Source organism: Thermogemmatispora argillosa, from assembly GCF_059696725.1.
In genome coordinates this window covers 758,025-778,978 of the sequence record NZ_AP019377.1, presented here as the reverse complement: position 1 = coordinate 778,978, position 20,954 = coordinate 758,025, and the positions used below count along the sequence as shown (strand labels likewise).

At 62.4% G+C, this 20,954-nt stretch carries 18 protein-coding genes; 14 read left to right on the top strand and 4 right to left on the bottom strand.

All coding sequences use genetic code 11. The annotated features are described in order from the left end of the window. Positions 1-16 precede the first annotated feature (16 nt). Positions 17-853 (top strand): uroporphyrinogen-III C-methyltransferase, encoded by an 837-nt coding sequence (cobA, locus tag AC6H1L_RS03115; protein ID WP_497600094.1) that lies wholly within the window; start codon positions 17-19, stop codon positions 851-853. Between the two features lie 65 nt (positions 854-918). Then, positions 919-2,145, top strand: coding sequence for a class I SAM-dependent rRNA methyltransferase (locus tag AC6H1L_RS03110; protein ID WP_497600093.1), 1,227 nt, complete (start codon positions 919-921; stop codon positions 2,143-2,145). A gap of 523 nt (positions 2,146-2,668) precedes the next feature. Here AC6H1L_RS03110 and AC6H1L_RS03105 read toward each other — a convergent pair. Then, positions 2,669-4,051, bottom strand: coding sequence for a hypothetical protein (locus AC6H1L_RS03105; protein ID WP_497600092.1), 1,383 nt, complete (start codon positions 4,049-4,051; stop codon positions 2,669-2,671). A gap of 368 nt (positions 4,052-4,419) precedes the next feature. Here AC6H1L_RS03105 and AC6H1L_RS03100 point away from each other — a divergent pair, with 368 nt between their 5' ends. The 10 genes from AC6H1L_RS03100 to AC6H1L_RS03055 all read left to right on the top strand — a co-directional run bounded on the left by AC6H1L_RS03100 (position 4,420) and on the right by AC6H1L_RS03055 (position 15,385). After that, positions 4,420-5,805: a GAF domain-containing sensor histidine kinase gene (locus tag AC6H1L_RS03100; RefSeq protein WP_497600091.1), complete on the top strand. Its 1,386-nt coding sequence runs from the start codon at positions 4,420-4,422 to the stop codon at positions 5,803-5,805. After that, positions 5,780-6,415 (top strand): response regulator, encoded by a 636-nt coding sequence (locus AC6H1L_RS03095; protein ID WP_497600090.1) that lies wholly within the window; start codon positions 5,780-5,782, stop codon positions 6,413-6,415. The genes AC6H1L_RS03100 and AC6H1L_RS03095 overlap by 26 nt, the downstream gene beginning before the upstream one ends. Before the next feature lie 387 nt (positions 6,416-6,802). After that, a complete protein-coding gene (locus tag AC6H1L_RS03090; protein WP_497600089.1) occupies positions 6,803-7,687 on the top strand; it encodes an FAD binding domain-containing protein in 885 nt (294 codons plus the stop codon). Next, complete coding sequence (locus tag AC6H1L_RS03085) at positions 7,684-8,202, top strand: (2Fe-2S)-binding protein (protein WP_497600088.1); 519 nt, start codon at positions 7,684-7,686, stop codon at positions 8,200-8,202. Before AC6H1L_RS03090 ends, AC6H1L_RS03085 begins: the two co-directional genes overlap by 4 nt. Positions 8,203-8,204: 2 nt before the next feature. After that, complete coding sequence (locus tag AC6H1L_RS03080) at positions 8,205-10,580, top strand: aerobic carbon-monoxide dehydrogenase large subunit (protein WP_497600087.1); 2,376 nt, start codon at positions 8,205-8,207, stop codon at positions 10,578-10,580. A 97-nt stretch (positions 10,581-10,677) separates the two neighbouring features. Beyond that, positions 10,678-11,640: an XdhC family protein gene (locus tag AC6H1L_RS03075; RefSeq protein WP_497600086.1), complete on the top strand. Its 963-nt coding sequence runs from the start codon at positions 10,678-10,680 to the stop codon at positions 11,638-11,640. 9 nt (positions 11,641-11,649) lie between these two features. Further along, on the top strand, positions 11,650-12,108 hold the full coding sequence (locus AC6H1L_RS03070) for an SRPBCC family protein (protein WP_497600085.1): 459 nt from the start codon (positions 11,650-11,652) through the stop codon (positions 12,106-12,108). Between the two features lie 63 nt (positions 12,109-12,171). Further along, a complete protein-coding gene (locus tag AC6H1L_RS03065; protein ID WP_497600084.1) occupies positions 12,172-13,017 on the top strand; it encodes a class I SAM-dependent methyltransferase in 846 nt (281 codons plus the stop codon). A gap of 232 nt (positions 13,018-13,249) precedes the next feature. Next, a complete protein-coding gene (locus AC6H1L_RS03060) occupies positions 13,250-14,806 on the top strand; it encodes a hypothetical protein (protein WP_497600083.1) in 1,557 nt (518 codons plus the stop codon). Positions 14,807-14,899: 93 nt separating this feature from the next. Beyond that, complete coding sequence (locus tag AC6H1L_RS03055) at positions 14,900-15,385, top strand: hypothetical protein (protein WP_497600082.1); 486 nt, start codon at positions 14,900-14,902, stop codon at positions 15,383-15,385. A 272-nt stretch (positions 15,386-15,657) separates the two neighbouring features. On the opposite strand, the gene AC6H1L_RS03050 is transcribed toward AC6H1L_RS03055, so the two are convergent. Then, entirely contained in the window at positions 15,658-16,326 is a 669-nt protein-coding gene (locus tag AC6H1L_RS03050; protein ID WP_497600081.1) for a type 1 glutamine amidotransferase domain-containing protein, read from the bottom strand. 243 nt (positions 16,327-16,569) lie between these two features. Between AC6H1L_RS03050 and AC6H1L_RS03045 the strand changes: the two genes are divergently transcribed. Beyond that, positions 16,570-17,457, top strand: coding sequence for a LysR family transcriptional regulator (locus tag AC6H1L_RS03045; protein ID WP_497600080.1), 888 nt, complete (start codon positions 16,570-16,572; stop codon positions 17,455-17,457). A gap of 28 nt (positions 17,458-17,485) precedes the next feature. Here AC6H1L_RS03045 and AC6H1L_RS03040 read toward each other — a convergent pair whose 3' ends face one another. Both AC6H1L_RS03040 and AC6H1L_RS03035 read right to left on the bottom strand, forming a co-directional pair. Continuing rightward, positions 17,486-19,546 carry a hypothetical protein gene (locus AC6H1L_RS03040; protein WP_497600079.1) on the bottom strand — a complete coding sequence of 687 codons (2,061 nt, stop codon included), beginning with the start codon at positions 19,544-19,546 and terminating at the stop codon, positions 17,486-17,488. Positions 19,547-20,093: 547 nt separating this feature from the next. Next, positions 20,094-20,291, bottom strand: a complete 198-nt coding sequence (locus AC6H1L_RS03035; protein ID WP_497600078.1) for a hypothetical protein — start codon at positions 20,289-20,291, stop codon at positions 20,094-20,096. A gap of 109 nt (positions 20,292-20,400) precedes the next feature. On the opposite strand from AC6H1L_RS03035, the gene AC6H1L_RS03030 reads away from it, so the two are divergent. Beyond that, on the top strand, positions 20,401-20,802 hold the full coding sequence (locus AC6H1L_RS03030) for a globin family protein (protein WP_497600077.1): 402 nt from the start codon (positions 20,401-20,403) through the stop codon (positions 20,800-20,802). Positions 20,803-20,954: the final 152 nt, after the last annotated feature.

Sequence of the window (20,954 nt, the reverse complement as noted above, 5' to 3'; positions counted from 1 at the left end):
CGAGGGGGGAGGATGGATGAGTGAAGAGCTGGAGCTGCAGGGGACGGCGCTGGAGCGAGGCAAGGTCTATCTGGTGGGAGCTGGCCCCGGCGCCCCTGACCTGATTACGCTCAGAGGCTTGCGCTGCCTGCGCGCCGCCGATGTGGTGATCTACGATCGCCTGGTTGCGCCCGAGCTGCTGGCGGAGGTGCGGGCCGGAGCGGAGCTGATCTTTGCTGGCAAAAGCCCGGGCTGTCATCAGATGTCCCAGGCGGAGATCAATCGCCTGTTGATCGAGCATGCGCGCCGCGGGGCGCTGGTGGTACGCCTGAAGGGAGGCGACCCCTTTGTCTTTGGAAGAGGTGGGGAGGAAGCCGAGGCACTGGCTCAGGCTGGCATTCCTTTCGAAGTAGTGCCGGGCGTCAGTGCCGCGCTGGCTGTGCCGGCCTACGCCGGGGTGCCGGTGACACACCGCGGCCTGGCCTCGCTCGTGACCATCGTGACTGGTCATAAGGAGCGCGGCCATGACGCAAGCGCTGTGGACTGGCGAACGCTGGCGCGCGTCAGGGGAACGCTGGTGATTTTGATGGGGGTCAAGACACTGCCGCAGATTGCAACTGAGCTGCAGGCCGGGGGACTGGACCCGGCCACGCCGGCTCTGGTTGTGGAGTGGGGAACGTTGCCGCAGCAGCGCTGTGTTCAGGGAAGGCTGGCCGACATTGCAGAACGCGCGGCGCAGGCCGGTCTGAGGGCGCCAGCGGTGATTGTCATTGGCGAGGTGGTGCGCTTGCGCGAGGTGCTGGCCTGGTTCCGCGCTGAGGGAACGGCTCCCCTTGCTGCCGACGATCCGTATGCTATAATGGCCGACGAGTAGAGCCGGCAGCCTTGCCCGCCAGGACGAGGCTGCGCCGCCGCTATTTCGCACACTGGCCAGGGGCAATGTCTGTCCATTATCCACAGGTACGTTTGAAGCCGCAGCGAGAGGAGCCGCTGCTCAGCGGTCATCTCTGGGTCTTCTCGGGGGCCTTGCAGCAAGTGCCGTCTGAGGTCGAGCCAGGGGGGGTGGTTGAGGTACGCTCGGCCTCGGGGCAGTTCCTCGGGCGTGGCTACTATCATCCCCGTACCGATATTGCGATTCGCCTGCTGACGCGGCGCGAGGAGCCGATCGATACTGCACTGCTGCGTCGGCGCATCCGCCACGCCCAGGAGCTGCGCCGCGTCTTCGATCCCGCTGTGACCAATATCTATCGGCTGATCCACTCCGAAGGCGATGGCCTGCCTGGTCTGATTGTTGATCGCTACGCTGAGGTGCTGGTGGCCCAGGTGCATACGCTTGGGATGGAGCGCCTTTTGCCTTTACTGGTGGAGCCGTTGCTTGAGGAGACAGGGGCGCGCGGTCTGCTGCTGCGTAACGACAGCCAGGCGCGCCGCCGCGAGGGGCTGGCGCTGGAGGAGCCACGCTTGCTGGCTGGGGAGGTGCCGCCGGAGGTAGAAGGGCGCGAAAACGGTGTGCGCTATCTGATCGATCCCTGGCATGGCCAAAAGACCGGCTTTTTTCTCGATCAGCGCGACAAGCGGGCTGCGCTGGCCAAGTATGTGCGGACGGTAGTGGCCGACCTTGCGCCCGGAGCGGTGGCGCGTGTCCTCAATTGCTTCGCCTACACAGGTGGCTTCTCTCTGGTGGCGGCTTTGGCCGATGAGCGGGTGCGGGTGACCAGCGTCGACAGCTCACAGCCGGCCATAGCGGCGGCGCGGCGTCACTTTGCCCTCAACGGACTGGATGCCAGTCAGCATGCCTTTGTCGTCGCCGACGTCTTTACCTATCTAGAGGAAGCCCGTGCGCGCGGCGAGCGCTTCGACATCGTCGTGCTTGATCCGCCGGCCTTTGCGCGCAGCCACGCGGCGCGGGCGCAGGCTTTGCGCGCCTATCGCCGCCTGAATATGCTGGGCATGAGCGTCCTGCGTCCCGCGGGTATCCTGCTGAGCTGCTCCTGCTCGGGAGCGATTGGCCTGGATGACCTGTCGGGAACGCTCTCGTTGGCAGCGCGCGCGCTCGACCGTGAGGTACAGGTGTTAGAGGTGCTGACGCATAGCTGCGACCATCCGGTCAATCTGGCCATGCCCGAGACCCTCTATCTCAAGGCCATCTTCTGTCGTCTCTTCTAGCGAGCGGCCGGCTATGGCCAGGTATCAAGCCGCTGGCCCCTTGTCTACGGGCTAATGATGTTGAGCGAATCCCTCCAGCCCTGGCCCCTGGCGTAGCCAGCGTCGAGGTCCCCTGTAACCCCTACCTTCCGATACCTTCCGTGTGGAGAGATACGCAGCTAGTGGACTGGATTTCTCAGCCGATCGTGCTCTTTCCTGCAAAGAGTGGGAGAGGCAGTCTCTACCTCTCTGGCGGTCTCCTCCTGAGAGGACTACGGGAAAAAATAGGATGGGGACGCGGCTCAGCAAGCCAAGAAGAGGACAATCAAATAACGTCATCCGTTTCAGTGTTGCTGGAACCGGGTTTTCCTGCGCCTGAAACGGATGCTGCTGGTCTGGTATGACCAGGGCGAGAGAGGAGTCAGACAGGTCGGGGAACAATAAAGGTGAATGTGAGCGCGAACAGCACGTAGGGAGGGGCCTGGCTCTTCTGTTCTGCGCGCTCTTCATCCTGGCCGATCGGTGCTCTCTCTAGCTAGACGCTCTAGCTGAGCGCTAGCGAAATCTGGGTTTGCTGGCTATTAGGCAGGACCTCAACGGGCATCATAATCAGGGTGCAGGATGTAGTTCCCTCCGGTAGAGCGAAAACGACAACGCCGGTGTGATTGGTGGTTCCTGCATTCACAACACCGTTCAGCGTGTTCGCAATAGGGGCTGAACGGTCGCTGCCGACCTGAAGACGCATGAAGTCATTCACGTCGAAGAACACATCCCGGCTGGAAGGGTTATCGATGCGAAAGCTGAGGATTAGGAAGCGCTTGCCACTCTCGGCCTGTTTGCCGTTGTAACTCCAGCTCACCGTTGTCTCTGTCACCGTCCATTTCAGGCCGGCATAGGTCGTCTGGGCGTTGGTGGGTTTTGTCGTTACGGGCTGATATTTCGACAGATCGGGGTTGTTTTGGAGAGGAATATCCATCTTGGCCTCGCCGGGTGCTCCCAGGCGCAAAATCGTACGACTGACGTCCACGGTGGGAGGAACGGGGAAATCCAGCCAGTTGGTGCGTGTCGTGTTGGGATTTGGAGCCCCGTTATACTGGACATCACTTACGGAGATGCTACTCTGATCGGGTAGGATGAGATGGGCGCTATCGCTGTAGAAGTAGAGGGGGAAATTGGCCGTTGCGTTGTTCTCCTTGAGAGTAAGGCGCAGAACGGCGGTCTGATCGCTGGTTGCGGCATCGTCGGGAAAGCGACTGGCCAGTTGAGCGTTGACGACGGTGATCGTGATAGAGGAGTAAGTCAGAGTCCCGTTCACCGCGAAGGTACGGGTTGGAATGCTAGTAGGCGTCTTGGTCCGAGACGTGGCCCCCCCACTACTGCCACTGGTATGGGAAGAGGAAGAAGAGACAGCGGTAGTAGTAGCGCTGGCGAGATTGCGCAGAAAGAGGTAGCCGCCCAGGCCCAGAGCGCCGCAGACAAGCACGATGAGCAGGATGACCAACAGCATGCCACAGCCAAGGCCAGCGATGACGCCGCGACCGGCGTTCTGCTGCGGGCGAGCATAGGGAGGGGGAACACCGTCCGGCTGGGAGGGTAGAGGTGCTCCTTGCTGACCATAAGAGGGCGGAGGTGGGGGAGGTATATACTCTGACTGCTGGTGGCCAGAGCCTGACGGCTGCTGGCTGGAGAACTGGGCAGGAAACCAGTCGGAGTCGGGCTGATTAGAGGACAATGGCGGTGGTGGCGGCTGCGGCGGTACCGCGGTCGTAGGAGTCGACTCTGCAGACCCGGCTGATCCCTCTGCTCCAGCAGGCAGCGTAGCCTCACCAGCCCCCATAGTGAGGGCGGTGCCGCACATCGAGCAGAAGGCCTGTTTTTCAAAGAGGGGAGTGCCGCAGTTAGGGCAAAAGCGTGAACTGGACTCCATAATCAAAGCCTCCTTGGCTAGAGAGACTGGTGAAGTGCACTGTAGGGAAAACGTTCCGCGAGAGAAATTCTTGAGAATGAGTTTGATGCACGCCACCTCTTTCTTCCCCTCCCAACCGAGCCTGGCTGATGAGCGTCGGCCCGACCCGGCCAGGGCGGCGAGTCTCTATCAACTGCGAGCGCAGCCGTCGGCTGATGGGCTTTTTCTATCGTGCCCGGGCTGGCTAGCTGACTGTTATTGCCCTCCTCGACTTACGGAGAGCAAGAGCCGGCGACAACTGCTATAATAATTAGAAGTCAGTCAACGGAGACGAAGAGACGTCTTTGCTCGGGCCTGGCTAGTTGCGCGCAAGAGAGAAGAAGCCTGCCATGATCCAGACCAGCGATGACAGCCAGACGAACCTGATCGCCAGCCTACAGGAGCGTGCTGAAGAGCTGGCCCAGCTCAACCGCATCGCCATAGCCCTTACCTCCGAATTCGATCTGCAGCGCCTGCTCCAGATGATCACCGATGCTGCGCGCAAGGTGACGGCTGCCGAATACGCGGCCTTTTTCCTCATCCCCGAACTCACCGGCGAGGAGCCAGAGCGACGAAGCAAAAAGGGCCTCTTCCACCTGGCGGCCATCTCTGGAGAGCACGGTGTCGCAGAACACTTTCGCCATGTGGGACCAGTCGAAGGCGTCGGGGTACTGCATCCTGTTTTCTGGAAAGGCACCTCAGTGCTGGTTGATGACGTCCTGGCCGACCGGCGCTACGTCGGCATCCCCCGCGGCCATATCCCCGTCCGCAGCTTTCTCGGTGTCCAACTGCGGACCCGTGAAGGCTCGATCCTGGGGGCCTTCCTCATTGGGCACACCCAGCCCAACCGCTTCAAGCCACGCCACGTTGAACTAATCGAAGCGCTCAGCGCGCAGGCCGCCGTCGCCATCCACAATGCCCAGCTCATCGCCCGCGAACGGCGCGCAATGGAGGAACAAGCCGCGCGCCTCGAACGCGAGGTGCGCGAGCGCACCGCCGAACTGGAGCGCCGCAACCAGGAGCTGACGCGTGTAGCAACCGACCTCCAGACCCTGCACCATGAACTAACCGAGGCGCAAAAGCGTCAGATGCTAGCCGACGAGCGCAGCCGCATCGCCCAGGAGCTACACGACCGTGTCCAGCAGACCCTGTTTACCATTGGCCTCAAAGCCGACTGGGCCCTAGAGCAGCTTCCGCCGGGGTCGCCACTAGAGAGGCCTTTGCGCACCATCAAGCAGCTCGCCTCGCTTGGCACAGCCCAGGTGCGCGACGCCATCTTTGCCCTCTCCTCCAGTGAACCGCAGACGCAAGACGGTGGCCTCATCAGTCGTCTACACACCCTCATCCATGACCTGCGCGAATCCGCCGCCGGCCTGGATATGGACCTCGTCGTAGCCGAGTGGGCCAGCGCGCCGCCGCCGGAAGTTGAAAAGGCCCTCTTTAGCGTCGCGCGCGAGGCCCTCTCTAATGTTCTGCGCCATGCCCAGGCGACCACCGTCGTAGTCACCGTACAAGTCACGCGCACGCAGGCCATGCTAGTCGTGCAAGATAACGGGGTTGGCCTGGCGCCGGAGATCCTGGAAAACTACCGTCACAATCCGGCCCATTTGGGTTTACGCGGCATGCAGCAGCGCGTAAGCGACTGTGGCGGGCGGCTCCTGCTGGTCAACGGCGAGGAAGGCGGTCTGATTGTAAAGGCGGTGATCCCCCTTGATTCGCCTGCTGATCGTCGATGATCACGAAATGGTCCGCGAAGGCCTCAAGGCCATGCTGATCTCAGAGCCAGACTTTGAAATCGTAGGCGAGGCGGCCAATGCCGAACAGGCCCTGACGCTCGTCGAGCGCCTGCGTCCCGACATCATTCTGCTGGATGTGCGGCTACCAGGCGTCAGTGGAGTAACCCTTTGCCGCCAGGTCTGCGAGCGTTATCCCGAGATAGGCGTGATCATCGTGACCACCTATACCGATGAAAACCTGGTGGCCGAGTGCCTGCAAGCGGGGGCGCGTGGCTATATTGTCAAAGACATCGAGCGCTTCGACCTCAAGCGTTCAATCAGAGCGGTGGCCCGCGGCGAGGCGGCTATCGACCCCAAGGCGGCGGTGGCTGTTCTGGCGCATCTGCGCCGGGCACCCGTGCGCCAGGAGCCGGCTCCCGAGCCGCTGAGCGCCCAGCAGCTCGTGATTCTCCGCCTCATCGCTCAGGGTCTCTCCAGCCGCGAGATCGCAGCCAAGCTCTACCTCAGCGAAAATACCGTCAAGAGTTATGTGCAAGAGATCCTCCACCGCCTTGGGGTCAAGAACCGCACAGAGGCCGTCATGGTAGCCGTTAAGCAAGGCTGGCTCTGACCCAGCCTCCCACTGCGCCGGGCCCTCACCCGGCGCAGCTTTTACCGATCCCACCCTCCAAAAGCAGGGGAGCAAGACCCTCCATTCGGGGGTAACAGGCGCTTCCCCGCGCTGGCTATACTTAGAAAAGCGAAATGCTAATCACCCAGCCAGACGAACCACGCCACGCTCTGCTCAATCTTGCTTGAAACGCTCTGCAACCACATGCGAGGCCAACAGAAGACAGAACCAAACAGCCAGCCAGCCACTCCGAGAAAAAGGACCGTCCTTAAAGCGGCCACGGTCGCAAGGCAGGTCGGCACGTGGTGGGCGGCCATCTGTCTCTGTCCTGTCCTCTCAGCCAGTCAAGCAGTAGGCTGCCAGTGACGAAACGGAGGTGATCTCCCCTTGATCCCTGGTCCTTTTGACTACCAGGTGGCCGGCAGCGTCGCTGAGGCCATCGCTCTACTGGACCAGCACGGCGCCGATGCCAAGGTGCTCGCGGGTGGGCACAGCCTCATTCCCCTCCTGCGCTTTCGCCTCGCCTCCCCCGCCGTTCTGGTAGACATCAACCGCCTGCGTGACCTGGAGTACATCCAGGAAGCTGACGGCATTCTCCACATTGGCGCGCTGACGCGCGAGGTCGATCTAGAGACCTCGGACCTCATTCGTCGGCGCTATCCCATTCTGGCGGACACGGCGCGCGTCATCGCTGATCCCGTTGTGCGCAACTGGGCCACTGTCGGTGGCAACCTGGCCCATGCCGATCCCGCCAACGATCACCCGGCGACCATGCTCGCCCTGGGCGCCCAGCTCGTGGCAACCGGCCCCGCTGGTGAGCGCCTGATCGCCATCGAAGATTTTTTCACCGACAGCAGCTTTGAAACGAGCCTGCAACCCAACGAGCTGCTGACCGAGATCCGCATTCCGGCCCCAGGCGAGCGCAGCGGTGGCGCCTATTTAAAGCTCGAACGCAAAGTCGGAGACTATGCCATCGCCGGCGTCGCTGCCTATATCACCCTGGACGACAGCGGCCATGTCACCTACGCAGGCCTCGGCCTGACAAACGTTGGCCCGACCCCCATCAAGGCCCGCGCCGCCGAACAGCTCCTGCTTGGCAGTACCCTTGATGAGGCCGTCATCGCTCAGGCTGCCAGACAAGCCGCCGCTGAAGCTCAGCCCGTCAGCGACCTGCGCGGCCCCGCCGACTACAAGCGGGCGATGGTTGAGACCCTAACCATCCGGGCACTGCGTCAGGCACGCCATCGCGCAACAGGAGGCGCATCGCAATGAGCATCCATCACATTCGTGTCACTATTAACGGCAAGCTCTATGAAGGCGACGTTGAGGCGCGTACCCTGCTCGTCCACTGGCTGCGCGACAGCCTGCGCCTCACCGGAACCCACATCGGCTGTGACACCTCCTCCTGCGGCGCCTGTACCATTCTCGTCGATGGCAAGGCCGTCAAATCCTGCACCATGCTGGCCGTCCAGGCCGACGGGCGCGAACTACTGACCGTCGAAGGCCTGGAACAGAACGGCAGGCTGCACCCGCTGCAGGAAGGCTTTCACGTTGAGCACGCCCTCCAGTGCGGCTACTGCACGCCGGGCATGATGATGGCCGCCCTGGCTCTGCTTAAGCGCAACCCCAACCCCAGCGAGCAAGAGATTCGTGAAGGCATCTCGGGCAATCTCTGCCGCTGCACAGGCTACGTCAACATTGTCAAGGCCATCCAATACGCAGCGCAGAAGCTGCGCGAGCCGCAACCAGAGCAGGTACCCGCCGGCAGCGGCGGCGGAGGTGAATAGCCATGACCACTACCAGTACAGGACCCCAGGTACACGGGCTGGGAGAGCCCTACAAGCGCAAAGAAGATGCGCGCTTCATTCGCGGCAAAGGCAATTACGTTGACGACATCCAGCTCCCGGGCATGCTCTACGGCGACATCGTACGCAGCCCCTACGCCCACGCCCTGATCAAAAGCATCGACACCAGCAAAGCCCTGCAAGTGCCGGGCGTCGTGGCCGTCATCACCGGTAAAGACCTGGAGGCTGCTGGCCTGGCCTGGATGCCCACCCTCTCCGGTGACACCGAGGCCGTGCTGGCTGTCGATCGCGTGCTCTACCAAATGCAAGAGGTGGCCTTTGTCGTGGCCGAGAGCCGCTACGCGGCTGCCGATGGCGTCGCCGCTGTCGAGGTCGACTACGAGCCGCTCCCCGTCGTCGTTGACCCCCACAAAGCTCTCGCGCCCGACGCCCCCTTGCTGCGGCCTGACAAAAAGGATCGCCAGCCAACCAACCAGATCTACCACTGGGAAACCGGCGATCGCGCCGCCACCGATGCCGCCTTTGCCGAAGCCGAGCAGAACGGCATTGTTGTGCGCCAGGACATGTACATTCCGCGCATTCACCCGGCGCCCATCGAGACCTGCGGCTGCGTAGCCGACTACAACACGGCCACCGGCAAACTGACCGTCTGGATGACCTCGCAGGCGCCACATGCCCATCGCACCCTCTTCGCCATTGTCTCGGGCCTGCCAGAACACCGTATCCGCATCATCTCACCTGATGTCGGGGGCGGCTTCGGCAACAAGGTCCCTGTCTATCCCGGCTACGTCTGCGCCGTTGTCGCCGCCCTCAAGACCGGCAGGCCGGTCAAATGGATCGAAGACCGCACCGAGAACCTGACCAGCACCGGCTTTGCGCGCGACTACCACATCCACGCGGAGATCGCTGCCGACAAAGACGGCACGGTCAAAGCCCTGCGCGTCTACACCCTGGCCGATCACGGCGCCTTTGATGCGGCAGCCCAGCCGACCAAGTTCCCCGCCGGCCTCTTTCACATCTGCACCGGCTCCTACGACTTCAAGCATGCCCATGTCGCCGTCGACGCCGTGCACACCAACAAGGCCCCCGGCGGCATCGCTTACCGCTGCTCCTTCCGCGTCACGGAGGCCTCTTATCTCATTGAGCGCATGATGGATACTCTGGCGCGCGAAGTGGGCAAAGATCCTGCTGAGATTCGCCTGCAGAACTTCATCAAGCCTGAAGCCTTCCCCTATCGCTCAGCCCTGGGCTGGACCTACGACAGCGGCAACTACGAGCGCGCCCTACGCCTGGCGATGGAGAAGATCGGCTACGAAGAGCTGCGGCGTGAGCAGGCCGAAAAGCGAGCGCGCGGCGAGCTAATGGGCATCGGCATCTCCTCTTTCACTGAGATCGTTGGCGCCGGCCCCGGCAAACACTTTGACATTGCCGGCATCCAAATGTTCGATAGCTGTGAAATCCGGGTCCACCCCACGGGCAAGGTCCTGGCACGCATCGGCGTCCAGACGCAGGGACAGGGCCACGAAACCACCTTTGCCCAAATCATTGCCGCCGAGCTGGGCATTTCGCCCGACGACGTTGACGTCGAACACGGCGACACCGATACCGCCCCCTACGGGCTGGGCACCTACGCCAGCCGCAGCACACCGGTTGGCGGGGCCGCCACCGCTGTGGCCGCGCGCAAGATCCGTGACAAGGCGCGCAAGATAGCCGCCTATCTGCTGGAAGTGGGCGAAGAAGATCTCGAATGGGAGCCGGGGCGCTTCTATGTGCGCGGCAGCCCGAGCAAAGGCAAGACCATCCAGGAGATCGCCTTTGCCGCCTACACCAATTGCCCGCCCTATCTGGAGCCGGGGCTAGAGGCCGTCAACTATTACGATCCGCCCAATCTGACCTATCCTTTCGGCAGCTACATCTGCGTCGTCGACATCGATCGCGGCACGGGCGAAGTGCACATTCGCCGCTTCCTGGCCGTTGACGACTGCGGCACAGTGATCAACCCGATGATTGTCGAAGGACAGATTCACGGTGGCCTGACCCAGGGATTGGCGCCGGCCCTCTACGAGCAACTGGCCTACGATGAGAACGGCAATGTGCTAGGAAGCAACTTCCAGGACTACCTGATCCCGACAGCGATGGAAACCCCACGCTGGGAGACGGCGCGCACCGTGACGCCCTCGCCGCACCATCCCATCGGAGCCAAGGGCGTCGGCGAATCGCCGACCGTTGGCGCGCCCCAGGCCATTGCCAATGCCGTGGTCGATGCCCTGGCGCATGTCGGCGTCCGTCACATCGACATTCCCATCACTCCCTGGAAAGTCTGGGCCATTCTCAAAGAGAAAGGACTTGCCACGGCCTAGCGTGGCGCCGAGCAATCCCGACCAGGTGGATGAAGGCAGCCGTGAGCCGCTGAGCCGCTGACCGCTTGCCGGTTCCGGCTGCCTGGAGGGAACGGCTATGCCTGAGAATGTGCTCAAACTGGCTCAGCGTCTGGAGCAGGCGCGCAAACCCTTCGTCCTGGCTACCGTGGTCTGGTGCGAGCGGCCCACCTCAGCCAAACCCGGGGCGCGGGCCTTGATCCAGGCCGATGGGAGCGTCAGCGGCTGGATCGGCGGGAGCTGTGCCCAGCCAGTCGTGGTGCGTGAAGCCCTGCGCCTCCTTCACGAGGGAGGAGATCCCTATCTCCTGCGCCTGGGGGCGCCGGAGGCCGGTCTCAAGCGCGCTGGCCCCGGGGTACGTATCTTTCCCATGACCTGTAGCAGCGGCGGCGTCCTGGACATTTACATGGAGCCACATTTGCCACAGCCACGCCTCTTCTTGATCGGCGCCTCGCCAGTCGTAGCTGCTCTGGCCCGCCTGGCGCCAGTATTGGACTTTGCCATTGTCCGCGTGGATGAGAGCGGCCTGCTCACCATGCAACCCGACGAACGCAGCGCTATCGTAGTAGCCACGCACGGCGAATATGACGAAGAGGCTGTCGCCCGGGCCCTGCGTAGCCCTGCCTGGTATGTTGGCATGGTTGGCAGCCGTCGGCGAGCCGAAGCCTGTCGCCAGTACCTGCGCGAAGCTGGCCTGGAGGAAAGCGTCATTGGGCGCCTGCACGCCCCCGCGGGCCTGGACCTGGGAGCCATCACGCCCGAGGAGATCGCTGCCAGCATCCTCGCCGAACTGGTCCAGATGCGGCGGCGCCGGCCCGCTCATGAGGTGGCGCCTTCCGAGTCGACGGCCGCCTCAACAGCGCCGCCAGCGAGCGCCGTTGATCCGGTCTGTGGTATGATAGTAGAGGTAGCCGCCGCCAGGCAGCGCAGCACCTATCGGGGGCAAGACTTCTATTTCTGCTGCCCCGCCTGCAAGCGGCTCTTTGACAGCGATCCGCAGCGCTATCTTGCGCCCAAGGCAGACGCAACACACGAAAGGTGACAGGTCGCTATGGATTTCTCTGGTTCGCAAACCATCGCTGCCCCGATCGATAAGGTCTGGGCCTTCCTGCTGGATGTCAACAAAGTCGCCGAGTGCGCCCCTGGCTTCCAGAGTCTCGAAGTGCTCGGAGAGGAGCACTGGAAGGCTGTGGTGAGCGTGGGCATCGGCGCCGTGAAAGCCAAGTTTACCCTGGATGTAACGCGACCCGAGATGCACGAGCCGGATCACATGGTGGTGAAGGCCCGCGGCAAGGCACCGGGGAGCGCCGTCGAGCTGGCGGGCGATATGCACCTGACGGCGGTCGATAGCAATCAGACGCGCATGGATTGGGAAGCCAAGGTCGTGGTGAGTGGGACAATCGCCAGCGTGGGAGCGCGCCTCCTGCAAGGCACTGCCGAGAAACTCACAGGCCAGTTCTTCTCGTGCCTGAAAGCGAAGCTGGAGCCTGGCGGGGCAGCGCAGGGATAGCGAACCAGCTCCCTGGCCACGGCCTGTGTGGTGAGAAGCCAGGCAGAGGAGAAGAGGAGAGCTATGGAGAGCGCACTTGAACGCTGGTACGCCCTTCATGATGCGCGTGCGCAGCAGATGGAGGCCATCTATGCCCGCCTGGGGCGTTCCAGCGCCGAATTCTGGGACCGGCGCGCGCGCTTTTACCATCGCAGCACGCGCGAGCGGGGCGCGAGTGATCCTTTCTTTCTACGCGTCCGTCAGGAGCTGGAGCCGTCGCGCACCGTTCTCGACGTGGGGGCAGGAACGGGCCGCTTCGCACTGGCTGTAGCGCCGCTGGTGCAGACCGTCTACGCGGTCGAGCCAAACGCGACCATGTTGGGCTACCTGCGCCAGGAGGCGGCGGAGAGAGGGGTGAACAACATCGTGACGATCCAGTCGACCTGGGAAGCGGCTCCGACTGATCTGAGGGCCGATATCGTGCTCTGTAGCCATGTGCTCTATCCGATTCGCGAGGTTGTCCCCTTTGTCGAGAAGCTGCGCGCCGCCGCCCGAAGGACCTGCTATATTTATATGCGGGCCACCCACCTCGATGAGTTTACAGCCCCTGTCTGGCGCCACTTTCATGGCAGGGAGCTGGCCCGCCAGCCGGCCTATATTCACCTGCTGGATGTCCTCTTTGAGATGGGGATCTATGCCAATGTGGAGATTGTCAGGACGCCCCTTTCGCTGCGCTATCCCTCGCTCGATGTCGCCGTGGAAGAGTTGCTAGAGCAGCTACTCCTGCCCGACGATGAGGCGACGCGCCGCGAACTACGCGCCTTCCTGGAGGGCTGGCTGGTGCCTGACAAGGGCGAACTGGCAGTGCCCGGCAAAGAGGTAGTCAGCGCCATTATCTGGTTTCCGGGAGCCGGCAGCCCCGACGCCTGACACGCCCTCGCTCGTCGGGCTGCTTTCCCTTCCCCCAGGTTCCTGTGAGCCTCGATCGCTCACCTGCCTGCTCTATTGAGCAGGTCTCCTGCTTGCCTGTCATACTGTGGCTCCCCTCTCTTGCCGCGGCGACGACCAGGCCAGCCGCGGCAGCGACTGGCCTGCCTCTTGTCGCTCTGCCCCCAATGTGCTACTATCCTGGCAGATTGTCCATGAGGAGCTAAGCGTCTGCATGCAAGAATCCGAACGTTCTGAGCGCACTACCGCTGCTCCGCAGGCCCAGGGGAGCGCCGAGAGAAAAGCGGCCTTCTCATCGGCTGAAGAGGCCGAAGAGCAGGCGGAAGAGATGACCGCCGCGGCGACACCGGTCGCTGCTGCCACAGAAGAAAAGCAATGGACCGAGCAGAGGCGTGGACCGGCCTGGCTGGCAGTAGAGGTTGTGACCGTGGTGGGGCTGCTCTTCGCTATTATCGCCCGCTTGAATGTCCAGCCCTCGACGGCACTGGTACCTGTGGCGGTGTTGGCGGCCCCTGGCTGTGGGCTGCTGGTCACGGCCATCCGTAAACTGCACACGCTGCAGCGCCCCGGCTTGCTAGAAGCGGCCCTGGCCGGCGCTATTCTGGCCCTGTGTCACCTGGGTGCTGCCCTGACCTATCCCTCTGTGCTGCCGACACTCTTGACGCAGGCCGAACTGCGCCTGGCCTTTTTGAGCACCTGGGGACTGGTGACCATCTTTGCTCTGGTGCTAAGCCTGGTGGGGGCTGCGCTCGGCCATTTAGCCTTTGCGCCACTGCGGCCCGCGCCGACTCGTCTCCCCAGCCCGATCGCCAGTCAGATGGAGACCGAGGCCGATACCGATGAGCAAGTGATGGTCGTCTCGCTCAAGCGCGACGAGCAGGCAGTAGAGTCTGAAGATGCTCGCCAGGCGGAGGAGCAAACTCGGCATGCAGAAGAGGAGACCCCTGCTCTTCCAGACCAGGGCCCAGATGAGGAAAGAGAGGCTGAGGGAGAGGAGAAGGAGGAAGAGGATGAGGAGGAAGAAGAGATAAAGCACCAGGAGGGAGGGTCAACGGAAGCCGCAGCGGCAGGAGCCGCTCCAGGGAAAGCGCGCCGCTCGCTGCTGAGCTACGTGATCGCGGTACTGTTCCTGGCTTCGCTGCCAACGGTGGTTGGCTACCTCTTTGCGGCAGCCTACGATGCCATGTTTGTCCTCTACCAGTTCGCACCCAGTCCTTTTCCGACGCTGCGCCTGCTCTCGGCGCTTTTGCCCTGGCAGGTCCCGATTCACATCGACCTCAGCCAGCCCGATGCCGCCCTGATTATTTTCTCGCTGCTCTGGCGCATTCCTCTCTTTCTGGGCAATGGGAGCATGTTCGATGTACTGGCGCTGGAGCCACTGGTCCTGAACGGGGCGGCCCTGGCTTTGCTACTCCTGAGCACCTATGGTTATGAGACGCCGGAGGCGCTCACGGCTTCCGGGGAAGAGCCGCCGCTGCCGAGCTGGCCGCGCTACCTCCTGCTGACGGCCTTACTGGGCCTGGCGCTGGTGCTGGCGCCCGATCTCTGGGTCTTTCAGGGCCTGGCGGGCCTGCTGCAGATCCCTCATGCCGATATCGCGCTGCCGCTGCGCACACTGCGCATCCTTGATCCGCTCACGTTTAGCTTGAATCTCGTGACGGGGCCGCTGCTGTGCCTGCTCCTGGCGCTGCTCCTGCGCTGGCAATATGAACGAGGGCGGACTACCCGACCCGGGCGCGCCGCAGTGGCTCGCCCCACAGGGCGCTCGTAATCCTACCTACCTACCTACCTACCTACCGACCTAACGCCGGCTGGCTGATCCCGGCCAGCGGCAAGCACTCTTGTTCTTTGAGTACGTGCACTAATGAGCGATCCACGCATACTGATCATCTTTGGCCTCTTCTTTGTGGCCTTGGGGGGGTATAACCTGGTCGTGGGGCGCCGGCGCCTGCTCGCCCAGCCGGGCAGCTCTCCCCTCAAACAAGTCAATATCCTTACGGGCAGTGAGTACCTGCTCCTGGCCCTGGTCTTCTTTTGCAGCGCGCTTGCCAGGACGACCCTGCTACCAGCGTGGACGGGGCCCTATCTCCTTGGCTTCTCTTTTGCCTTGCTGATCATCTCCCTGGTGCTAGCGGTCATGGTCGTACGCATGAGCTTCCGGGGAAAAGCTACCGCCGGTCAGTCGGCGGCCACCCGTAATCAGGGGCAAGAAGAGGCTCAGGGGGCTACAGCCTCGGAGATCGATCCAGCGCTGGAGGAGGCCCGCCGTCGTGAGCGCCGGCGGCGCCGTCTGGAATACCGGCGCAAGAGGGCCGAGCAGCGGCGCCGACGGGCTGGCAAAGCCTCCTAAGCCAACCTGGGCTAGCGCTGGCTGGGAGCGAGGAGGCTGGCTTAGGGGCGAGGCCATCCGATAAAAAAGAGAGGCCTTCCGATAAAAAAAGAGGAGAAAAGACTTGTCATAGACGATGGCCGGAAGATCGGGGCGCAAGCGCCATGTGACTTGACGGCAGCGCCCAAAGCTGCCGTCAACCCTTTTCAAAGCTCTCGGTTCATTGAGAGCGAAACGCCTCCCGCGCGCTCACGTTCTTTCGCGGGGGCGCTCGCTCCACCAGACCCGCCAGCCTAGCTCAGCGCCTCGATCACCGCGCGCGCAATACTGGCGCTCGACTGCGGGTTTTGACCTGTGATCAGGCGCCCGTCGCGCTCAACATGGTCGGACCAATTGGGGCGCGTCACAAAGTTGGCTCCCAGCTCGCGCAGGCGCGTCTCCAGCAAGAAGGGCATGAACTTATCCAGCCCGGTAGCGCGCTCTTCCTCATCAGTGAAGGCGGTAATCGTCTTACCCGCTACCAGCGGCTGGCCGTCGTCACGCCGCGCACCGATCAAACCCGCCGGCCCGTGACAGACGGCGGCGATGATCTTACCCTGGCGCTCGAAGTCACCAAGCAAACGATGCAAGGTGGTGTCTTCCGCCAGATCGAACATCACGCCGTGCCCGCCAGGCAGAAAGATAGCGTCGTAATCGGAGGCGTTGATGCCGGCCAGCGGGCGCGTGTTATGAAGCTGGGCGCGCGCCTCAGCGTACTTCTGCGCCTCCTCATCTTTCGGCTCGCTGCGCGGGTCAACGGGAACACTGCCACCGCGCGGGCTGGCGACCGTGATCTGCCAGCCTTGCTCTTTAAAGGCCTGATAAGGAACTGCGAATTCTTCAAACCAAATGCCGGTCCGGTGCTCGTCATCGATGCGGTCGTGACCAGTGACCACCATCAGAATGTGACGCGCTTGAGCCACGGAGAAACCACTCCTTTCCTTGCTACTCTATAAAGGGGAAGTGAAAGCTGTCTCTATAGCTGTCCGTGTGAACAGGACTCGCTGCAGGCTGGGCCAAAATCAAGCGGCGTCGGCCCGACGGAAACGCTGCCTATGGTATGGTAGCTGCCTTGTCCTGACTCTTGCCGCGCCGCCACTGGCATTCTATGCTGTGGCTGTGCTATAAAGCAAATAGTCTTTCTGGGCATACCTATAAATAAATTTATGGTTGATCTGGAGTGGTACCGTAGCTTTATTGCCATCTATCGGGCCGGCACCGTCTCGGGAGCGGCGCGGGCCCTCTTGCTGACGCAGCCAGCAGTCACCCAGCATCTGGCGGCCCTGGAAGCCGCCGTAGGGGAGCCGCTCTTTCTCCGTGCGCCGCGGCGGATGATCCCGACGGCGCGTGGCAAAGAACTCTACAATCAGATTGTGCAGGCCATTGAAACCCTGGAGCAGGTTAGCCAGACGCTGGGAGCTGGTCAGCAGCGTCCACCTTTGCTGCGCTGTGGGGCGCCGCGCGAATATTTTCAAGAGCAACTGCTGACGCGCTTGCTTTCTCTCCCATACCGGCTCTGGCTGCAATTTGGAGAGACCGCCGACCTGATCAACGATCTTGAGCATGGGCGATTGGAGGCCGTCATCGCCACGCAGCAGCTCGCCTCGCGCGACCTGGAATTTCTCCATCTCGACGACGAACGCTTCGTACTGGTCGGGCCGGCCTCCCTGGCTGTACCGGCGCCCCTCGTCGAAGCGGCGGCCAGAGGCGAGCGGACGCCGCTAGAAGAGTGGTTAACAAGCCAGCGCTGGATCAGCTACGGGCCGGAGCTGCCGATCATTCGCCGCTTTTGGCTGCAGTGCTTTGAACGCCGCCCCAGCTTTCAGGCCGCGCTGGTACTGCCCGACCTGCACGCCATCAAGCGCGCTGTCGAGCAAGGCTATGGCATTAGCGTCTTGCCAGACTATCTCTGCCGCCGCTCGCTGGAGGCCGGGCAGTTGCGCCTCCTCTGGGAGCCGCCCCAGCCAGTTGCAAACGAATTGTGGCTGGCCTATCGCCGCATTGATCGCAACGACGCCCGCATTCGCGCCCTCAAGCGCGGGCTGCTCTCCTAGTCAGGTCGAGGCCTCTCCCGCTCTCCTGCTAGAGACCTTCCAGGTCAAGCACCATCTCGGCCTGCCCTTGCTGCGCCTCGTAGTGCACTGTCAAGCCGCTAATGCGACAGGTCAGGCTCTGGCCGCTGCCAGTAGGGGCAAGGCTGTCGGCCAGAGCAAGCACGTCAAAGAGCTGCAGAGCTGGATTCAGCGGTACGACGATACGATGGCGGCTGGCCTGCCGCTGCTCCTGAGCCAGCAGAAAGGTGGCCTTCTGAGCGCACTGGCTCGTCGTTGTCAGCTTCTGATCGATATGGAAAAGCAGGCGCTCGCAGCCCACCTGCTGTAGATGGGCGTCGTCGTAGGCCTCAGCCGTGGTCAAGGCCTGGGGAGGGCCACCCGCCGGCGGCTTGCCACTGACAATAATGTGATTAGCGCGCTCATCGCTGCTGCCAAAGCGAAGCAGTTCGATCTCCGGCTGGTAGGACCAGGCGGGCGCCTCGCTGCTGCTCAACTCGCGGAAGCGCAGTACCTCATCCTGATCGAGAAAGTAGACCAGACTGTACGTATTGCACAATTCATCGAGGGCGGCTCGATAAGGCCGGCCCGCGTGAAGCACAAAGGACGGAATGATCTGGCTCAACTGGGCACTTGTGGGCAGAGCGACGCTAAAAAGACCGGCGCGGGCGCAGACCTCACTGAGCAGAAAAGCCAGCGTCTGGCCGCTATAGCTATTCTGGTAGCGAGCCAGCAGGTCGAGCTGCCGTGTGCGATCGCTGGCGACCAGCAGCAAGCGGTTTTCCTGGGGTGAGCGCAGAAAATGAAGCTGGCTGAGCATGTAGCTGCCCGTCTTGATCAGCACAGGCAGCGAAGGCGTGCCAGCATAGTACCCCTCGCTCAAGGTCAGCGTTGCCCCTGGAGCCAGGAGACCGGGGTGACTGGGACTGCCCACCAGGGCGTTGTAGCGGCCGCTGCTGTTGTCAAGCAGCACCTCCAACCGGGCAGGACAGCCAGGGCGCTCCAGACGGCGATAGGCCAGAACAGCAGATGAAAGGTCAAGCTCCTGCGCGGCGGTCGTGCTCTGAGGCAGCGGAGCGCTGGCGATCGCTGGCATGGTCACAACATAGGCGCGCGGGCCAGCGCTGCCGCTGGGAGGCGTAACCGCTGGAAGCACGACCGCGCCATAGCTGCAGGGGAGCCAGTGGAGAATAGTCCCATTCGACCAGTGTTGCAGGTCAGCCGACTGGCGCAGGCGGGGGTAGCTATAGACCGAGCCAGTGAGATTCCCGCTATCGGCCTCAATGCAGCTGAGCGTATAGAGGCCGTTGGCATACGAGAGGTGCGGAGCCAAACGCATGATCGCGGTGGTCGTCGCTGGGGCGATGACAGTGCCATAGTTCCACTGACCGGTAGCAGCATTGAAAGTGCAGGAGGCCAGCGAATAATTGTCGGAGTAGATCAGCGTATAGAGAGAGCCGGAACAGGTGACGGCCAGTCCACCGCTGGCGCTGAGCGGGAGCAGGGTCCAGCTCTGGAGGGCTGACCAGCTACTGCCGCTGAAGAAGGAGCAGCCGATAGCTTCCCCGCCAAGCACATCGTAGGCGAAAAAGACATCGTTGGTGCCGGCGCAGGCAATGCCCTTAATGAAGGCATTGCTAGGAGGAGAAAGCACCGTGATCGGGCCACTCCAACTCTGGCCGTTGTCGCTGGAGGTCCAGAGCCAAAGCTGATTACCACCGCTGCCACGCTGGGCGAAGGCGCGTAAGAGGCCGCCGCAGTTAGCAATGGCACAGCCGCCTTCTTGGTTCATAATCCCGGCGGCCCCAGGGAGCGTTATCCAGGCGCCGGTTGCCCATTGGCTCGCCTGAGTAGGGTCGCTGATACGTTGAACCTGAAAGGTGCCGGCGAGAAAGGAGCTGGCGCGGGCCAGACGCACGCGGACAATGCTGCCGTCGCTGGCCAGACAGGCATCGTGCCAGCCGTCGGGAGTGGCCGGCGCCTGGTAGGGAGTATAGTGGAGAAGACGGTCGCTAAGGCTGAGCGCCAGCGCCGGACGCCGTGTCAAACTGTTGAGAGAGGCGCTCAGAGAGCTGGGGAGAGAGCGAACCATTGGGCTGCCTCCTGTTTCTGGGGGATGGTTCACTAGTGAGGAGAAAGAGGGGAAAGACGTCAACGACCCCAGGCTCAAGCCAGGGGCTTGCCCGCAGCCGCATCGACCCGGGCTTCAGGGCTGGTTGACGGCAGCCCACTGCCCCGCAGGACAGCACAACACGGTGGCCAGGTTGACCCGCCCTCCCTTGCACGGTGAGGCGATGCCGTTGCTGACCTTCCGGCCGGTGCCTTAGTGAGAGAAAGGAGGAAGCCGCCTTCCTCTCCTGGAAGAATCCAGGGGTCGCCGGCGGCAGGCCTGTATGGAACAGGGCAGAATGAGCACACTGGCTGTGCTGCTGCGCCGCACGCCAGGCGAGAGCCTTGGCGCGCCCTTCTTTTGCCCATTAGTATAGCGGAGTTATGCCGCAAAGGCAAGGCCTTGCCTGGCAGGCGGCTCGAAATTCATATAGACATTTGTCTATATAGTCTCTGGCAGATGGTCTCACGCGAGCGCGGGTGATTGTGCATAATGCATAAATATTTGAAGTTATAATCAGCTATTTTACTCATTTACAGAGGAAATAGAAAATAGTACTGTATAACCAGAGAAAGGAATTGGGCATAATTAACAAAGCCGCCTGACCGACCAGCTCAGCGATGCGGCGAGTGTGATCGACAAGGATGCCAGTGCAGCGGCCTGACTGCCATTGCGGCTCTCCAGCGGCGAGGAGCAAAGGACTCATGTGGTTCGTTTGGACTGTCACGGGCGCGGCGCGTGAGCGGCTCCTGCCCCTGCCACATCCGTGGGCTGGCTAGCTTTTGTGGCCTGCGCCTCGTGAAGGGACACGAGAGAACAGCATAGAGGAAAAGCACATGAATGCGCCACTGCTCAAAGAGAGCTTTGAGATGGTTGCCCCGCAGAAAGAGATGTTCGCGCGCCAGTTCTATGAACGTCTCTTCACAACTTTTCCCCAAACGCGCCTGCTCTTTGCCAGGACCGACATGCGGCGCCAGGAAAGCAGCCTCATGGCTACGCTGGCCGCTGTGGTGGCTGGAGTTGAGCGAGGCGAGAACCTGGAGCCGGTGCTGCGCAGGCTGGGCGAGCGTCACTACAGCTATGGTGTCCAGCCGGAACATTATCCCCTGGTTGGTCAAACCCTACTGGCCACCTTTGCCGACTTTCTGGGGCCGCGCTTTACGCCGGCCATGCAAGACGCCTGGTCCCAGGCATTTGAGGTCATCAGCGCCCAGATGATTGCTGCTGGTGAACCATAGTCACGTTGCGTGGGGGGGGCACCGCACTACTTATTTGCCCTCCTGGGTGCGGATGCCCCTCCCTCCCCCTTCTCTATGACCTGCAGCCTCACAGGCCTCTATCTGCCAGGGGGCCGGCGCGGGCCAGTCGATCGATCGCAGAGGCAGCCGCA

Excerpts from the sequence above, each read along its gene's own strand:
- AC6H1L_RS03075 (WP_497600086.1), top strand. The coding sequence starts at position 10,678 with ATGCCTGAGAATGTGCTCAAACTGGCTCAGCGTCTGGAGCAGGCGCGC.
- AC6H1L_RS03080 (WP_497600087.1), top strand. The coding sequence starts at position 8,205 with ATGACCACTACCAGTACAGGACCCCAGGTACACGGGCTGGGAGAGCCC.
- AC6H1L_RS03065 (WP_497600084.1), top strand. The coding sequence starts at position 12,172 with ATGGAGAGCGCACTTGAACGCTGGTACGCCCTTCATGATGCGCGTGCG.
- AC6H1L_RS03040 (WP_497600079.1), bottom strand. The coding sequence starts at position 19,546 with ATGGTTCGCTCTCTCCCCAGCTCTCTGAGCGCCTCTCTCAACAGTTTG.
- AC6H1L_RS03100 (WP_497600091.1), top strand. The coding sequence starts at position 4,420 with ATGATCCAGACCAGCGATGACAGCCAGACGAACCTGATCGCCAGCCTA.
- AC6H1L_RS03110 (WP_497600093.1), top strand. The coding sequence starts at position 919 with ATGTCTGTCCATTATCCACAGGTACGTTTGAAGCCGCAGCGAGAGGAG.
- AC6H1L_RS03055 (WP_497600082.1), top strand. The coding sequence starts at position 14,900 with ATGAGCGATCCACGCATACTGATCATCTTTGGCCTCTTCTTTGTGGCC.
- AC6H1L_RS03060 (WP_497600083.1), top strand. The coding sequence starts at position 13,250 with ATGCAAGAATCCGAACGTTCTGAGCGCACTACCGCTGCTCCGCAGGCC.
- AC6H1L_RS03070 (WP_497600085.1), top strand. The coding sequence starts at position 11,650 with ATGGATTTCTCTGGTTCGCAAACCATCGCTGCCCCGATCGATAAGGTC.
- AC6H1L_RS03105 (WP_497600092.1), bottom strand. The coding sequence starts at position 4,051 with ATGGAGTCCAGTTCACGCTTTTGCCCTAACTGCGGCACTCCCCTCTTT.
- AC6H1L_RS03085 (WP_497600088.1), top strand. The coding sequence starts at position 7,684 with ATGAGCATCCATCACATTCGTGTCACTATTAACGGCAAGCTCTATGAA.
- AC6H1L_RS03045 (WP_497600080.1), top strand. The coding sequence starts at position 16,570 with ATGGTTGATCTGGAGTGGTACCGTAGCTTTATTGCCATCTATCGGGCC.
- cobA (WP_497600094.1), top strand. The coding sequence starts at position 17 with ATGAGTGAAGAGCTGGAGCTGCAGGGGACGGCGCTGGAGCGAGGCAAG.
- AC6H1L_RS03030 (WP_497600077.1), top strand. The coding sequence starts at position 20,401 with ATGAATGCGCCACTGCTCAAAGAGAGCTTTGAGATGGTTGCCCCGCAG.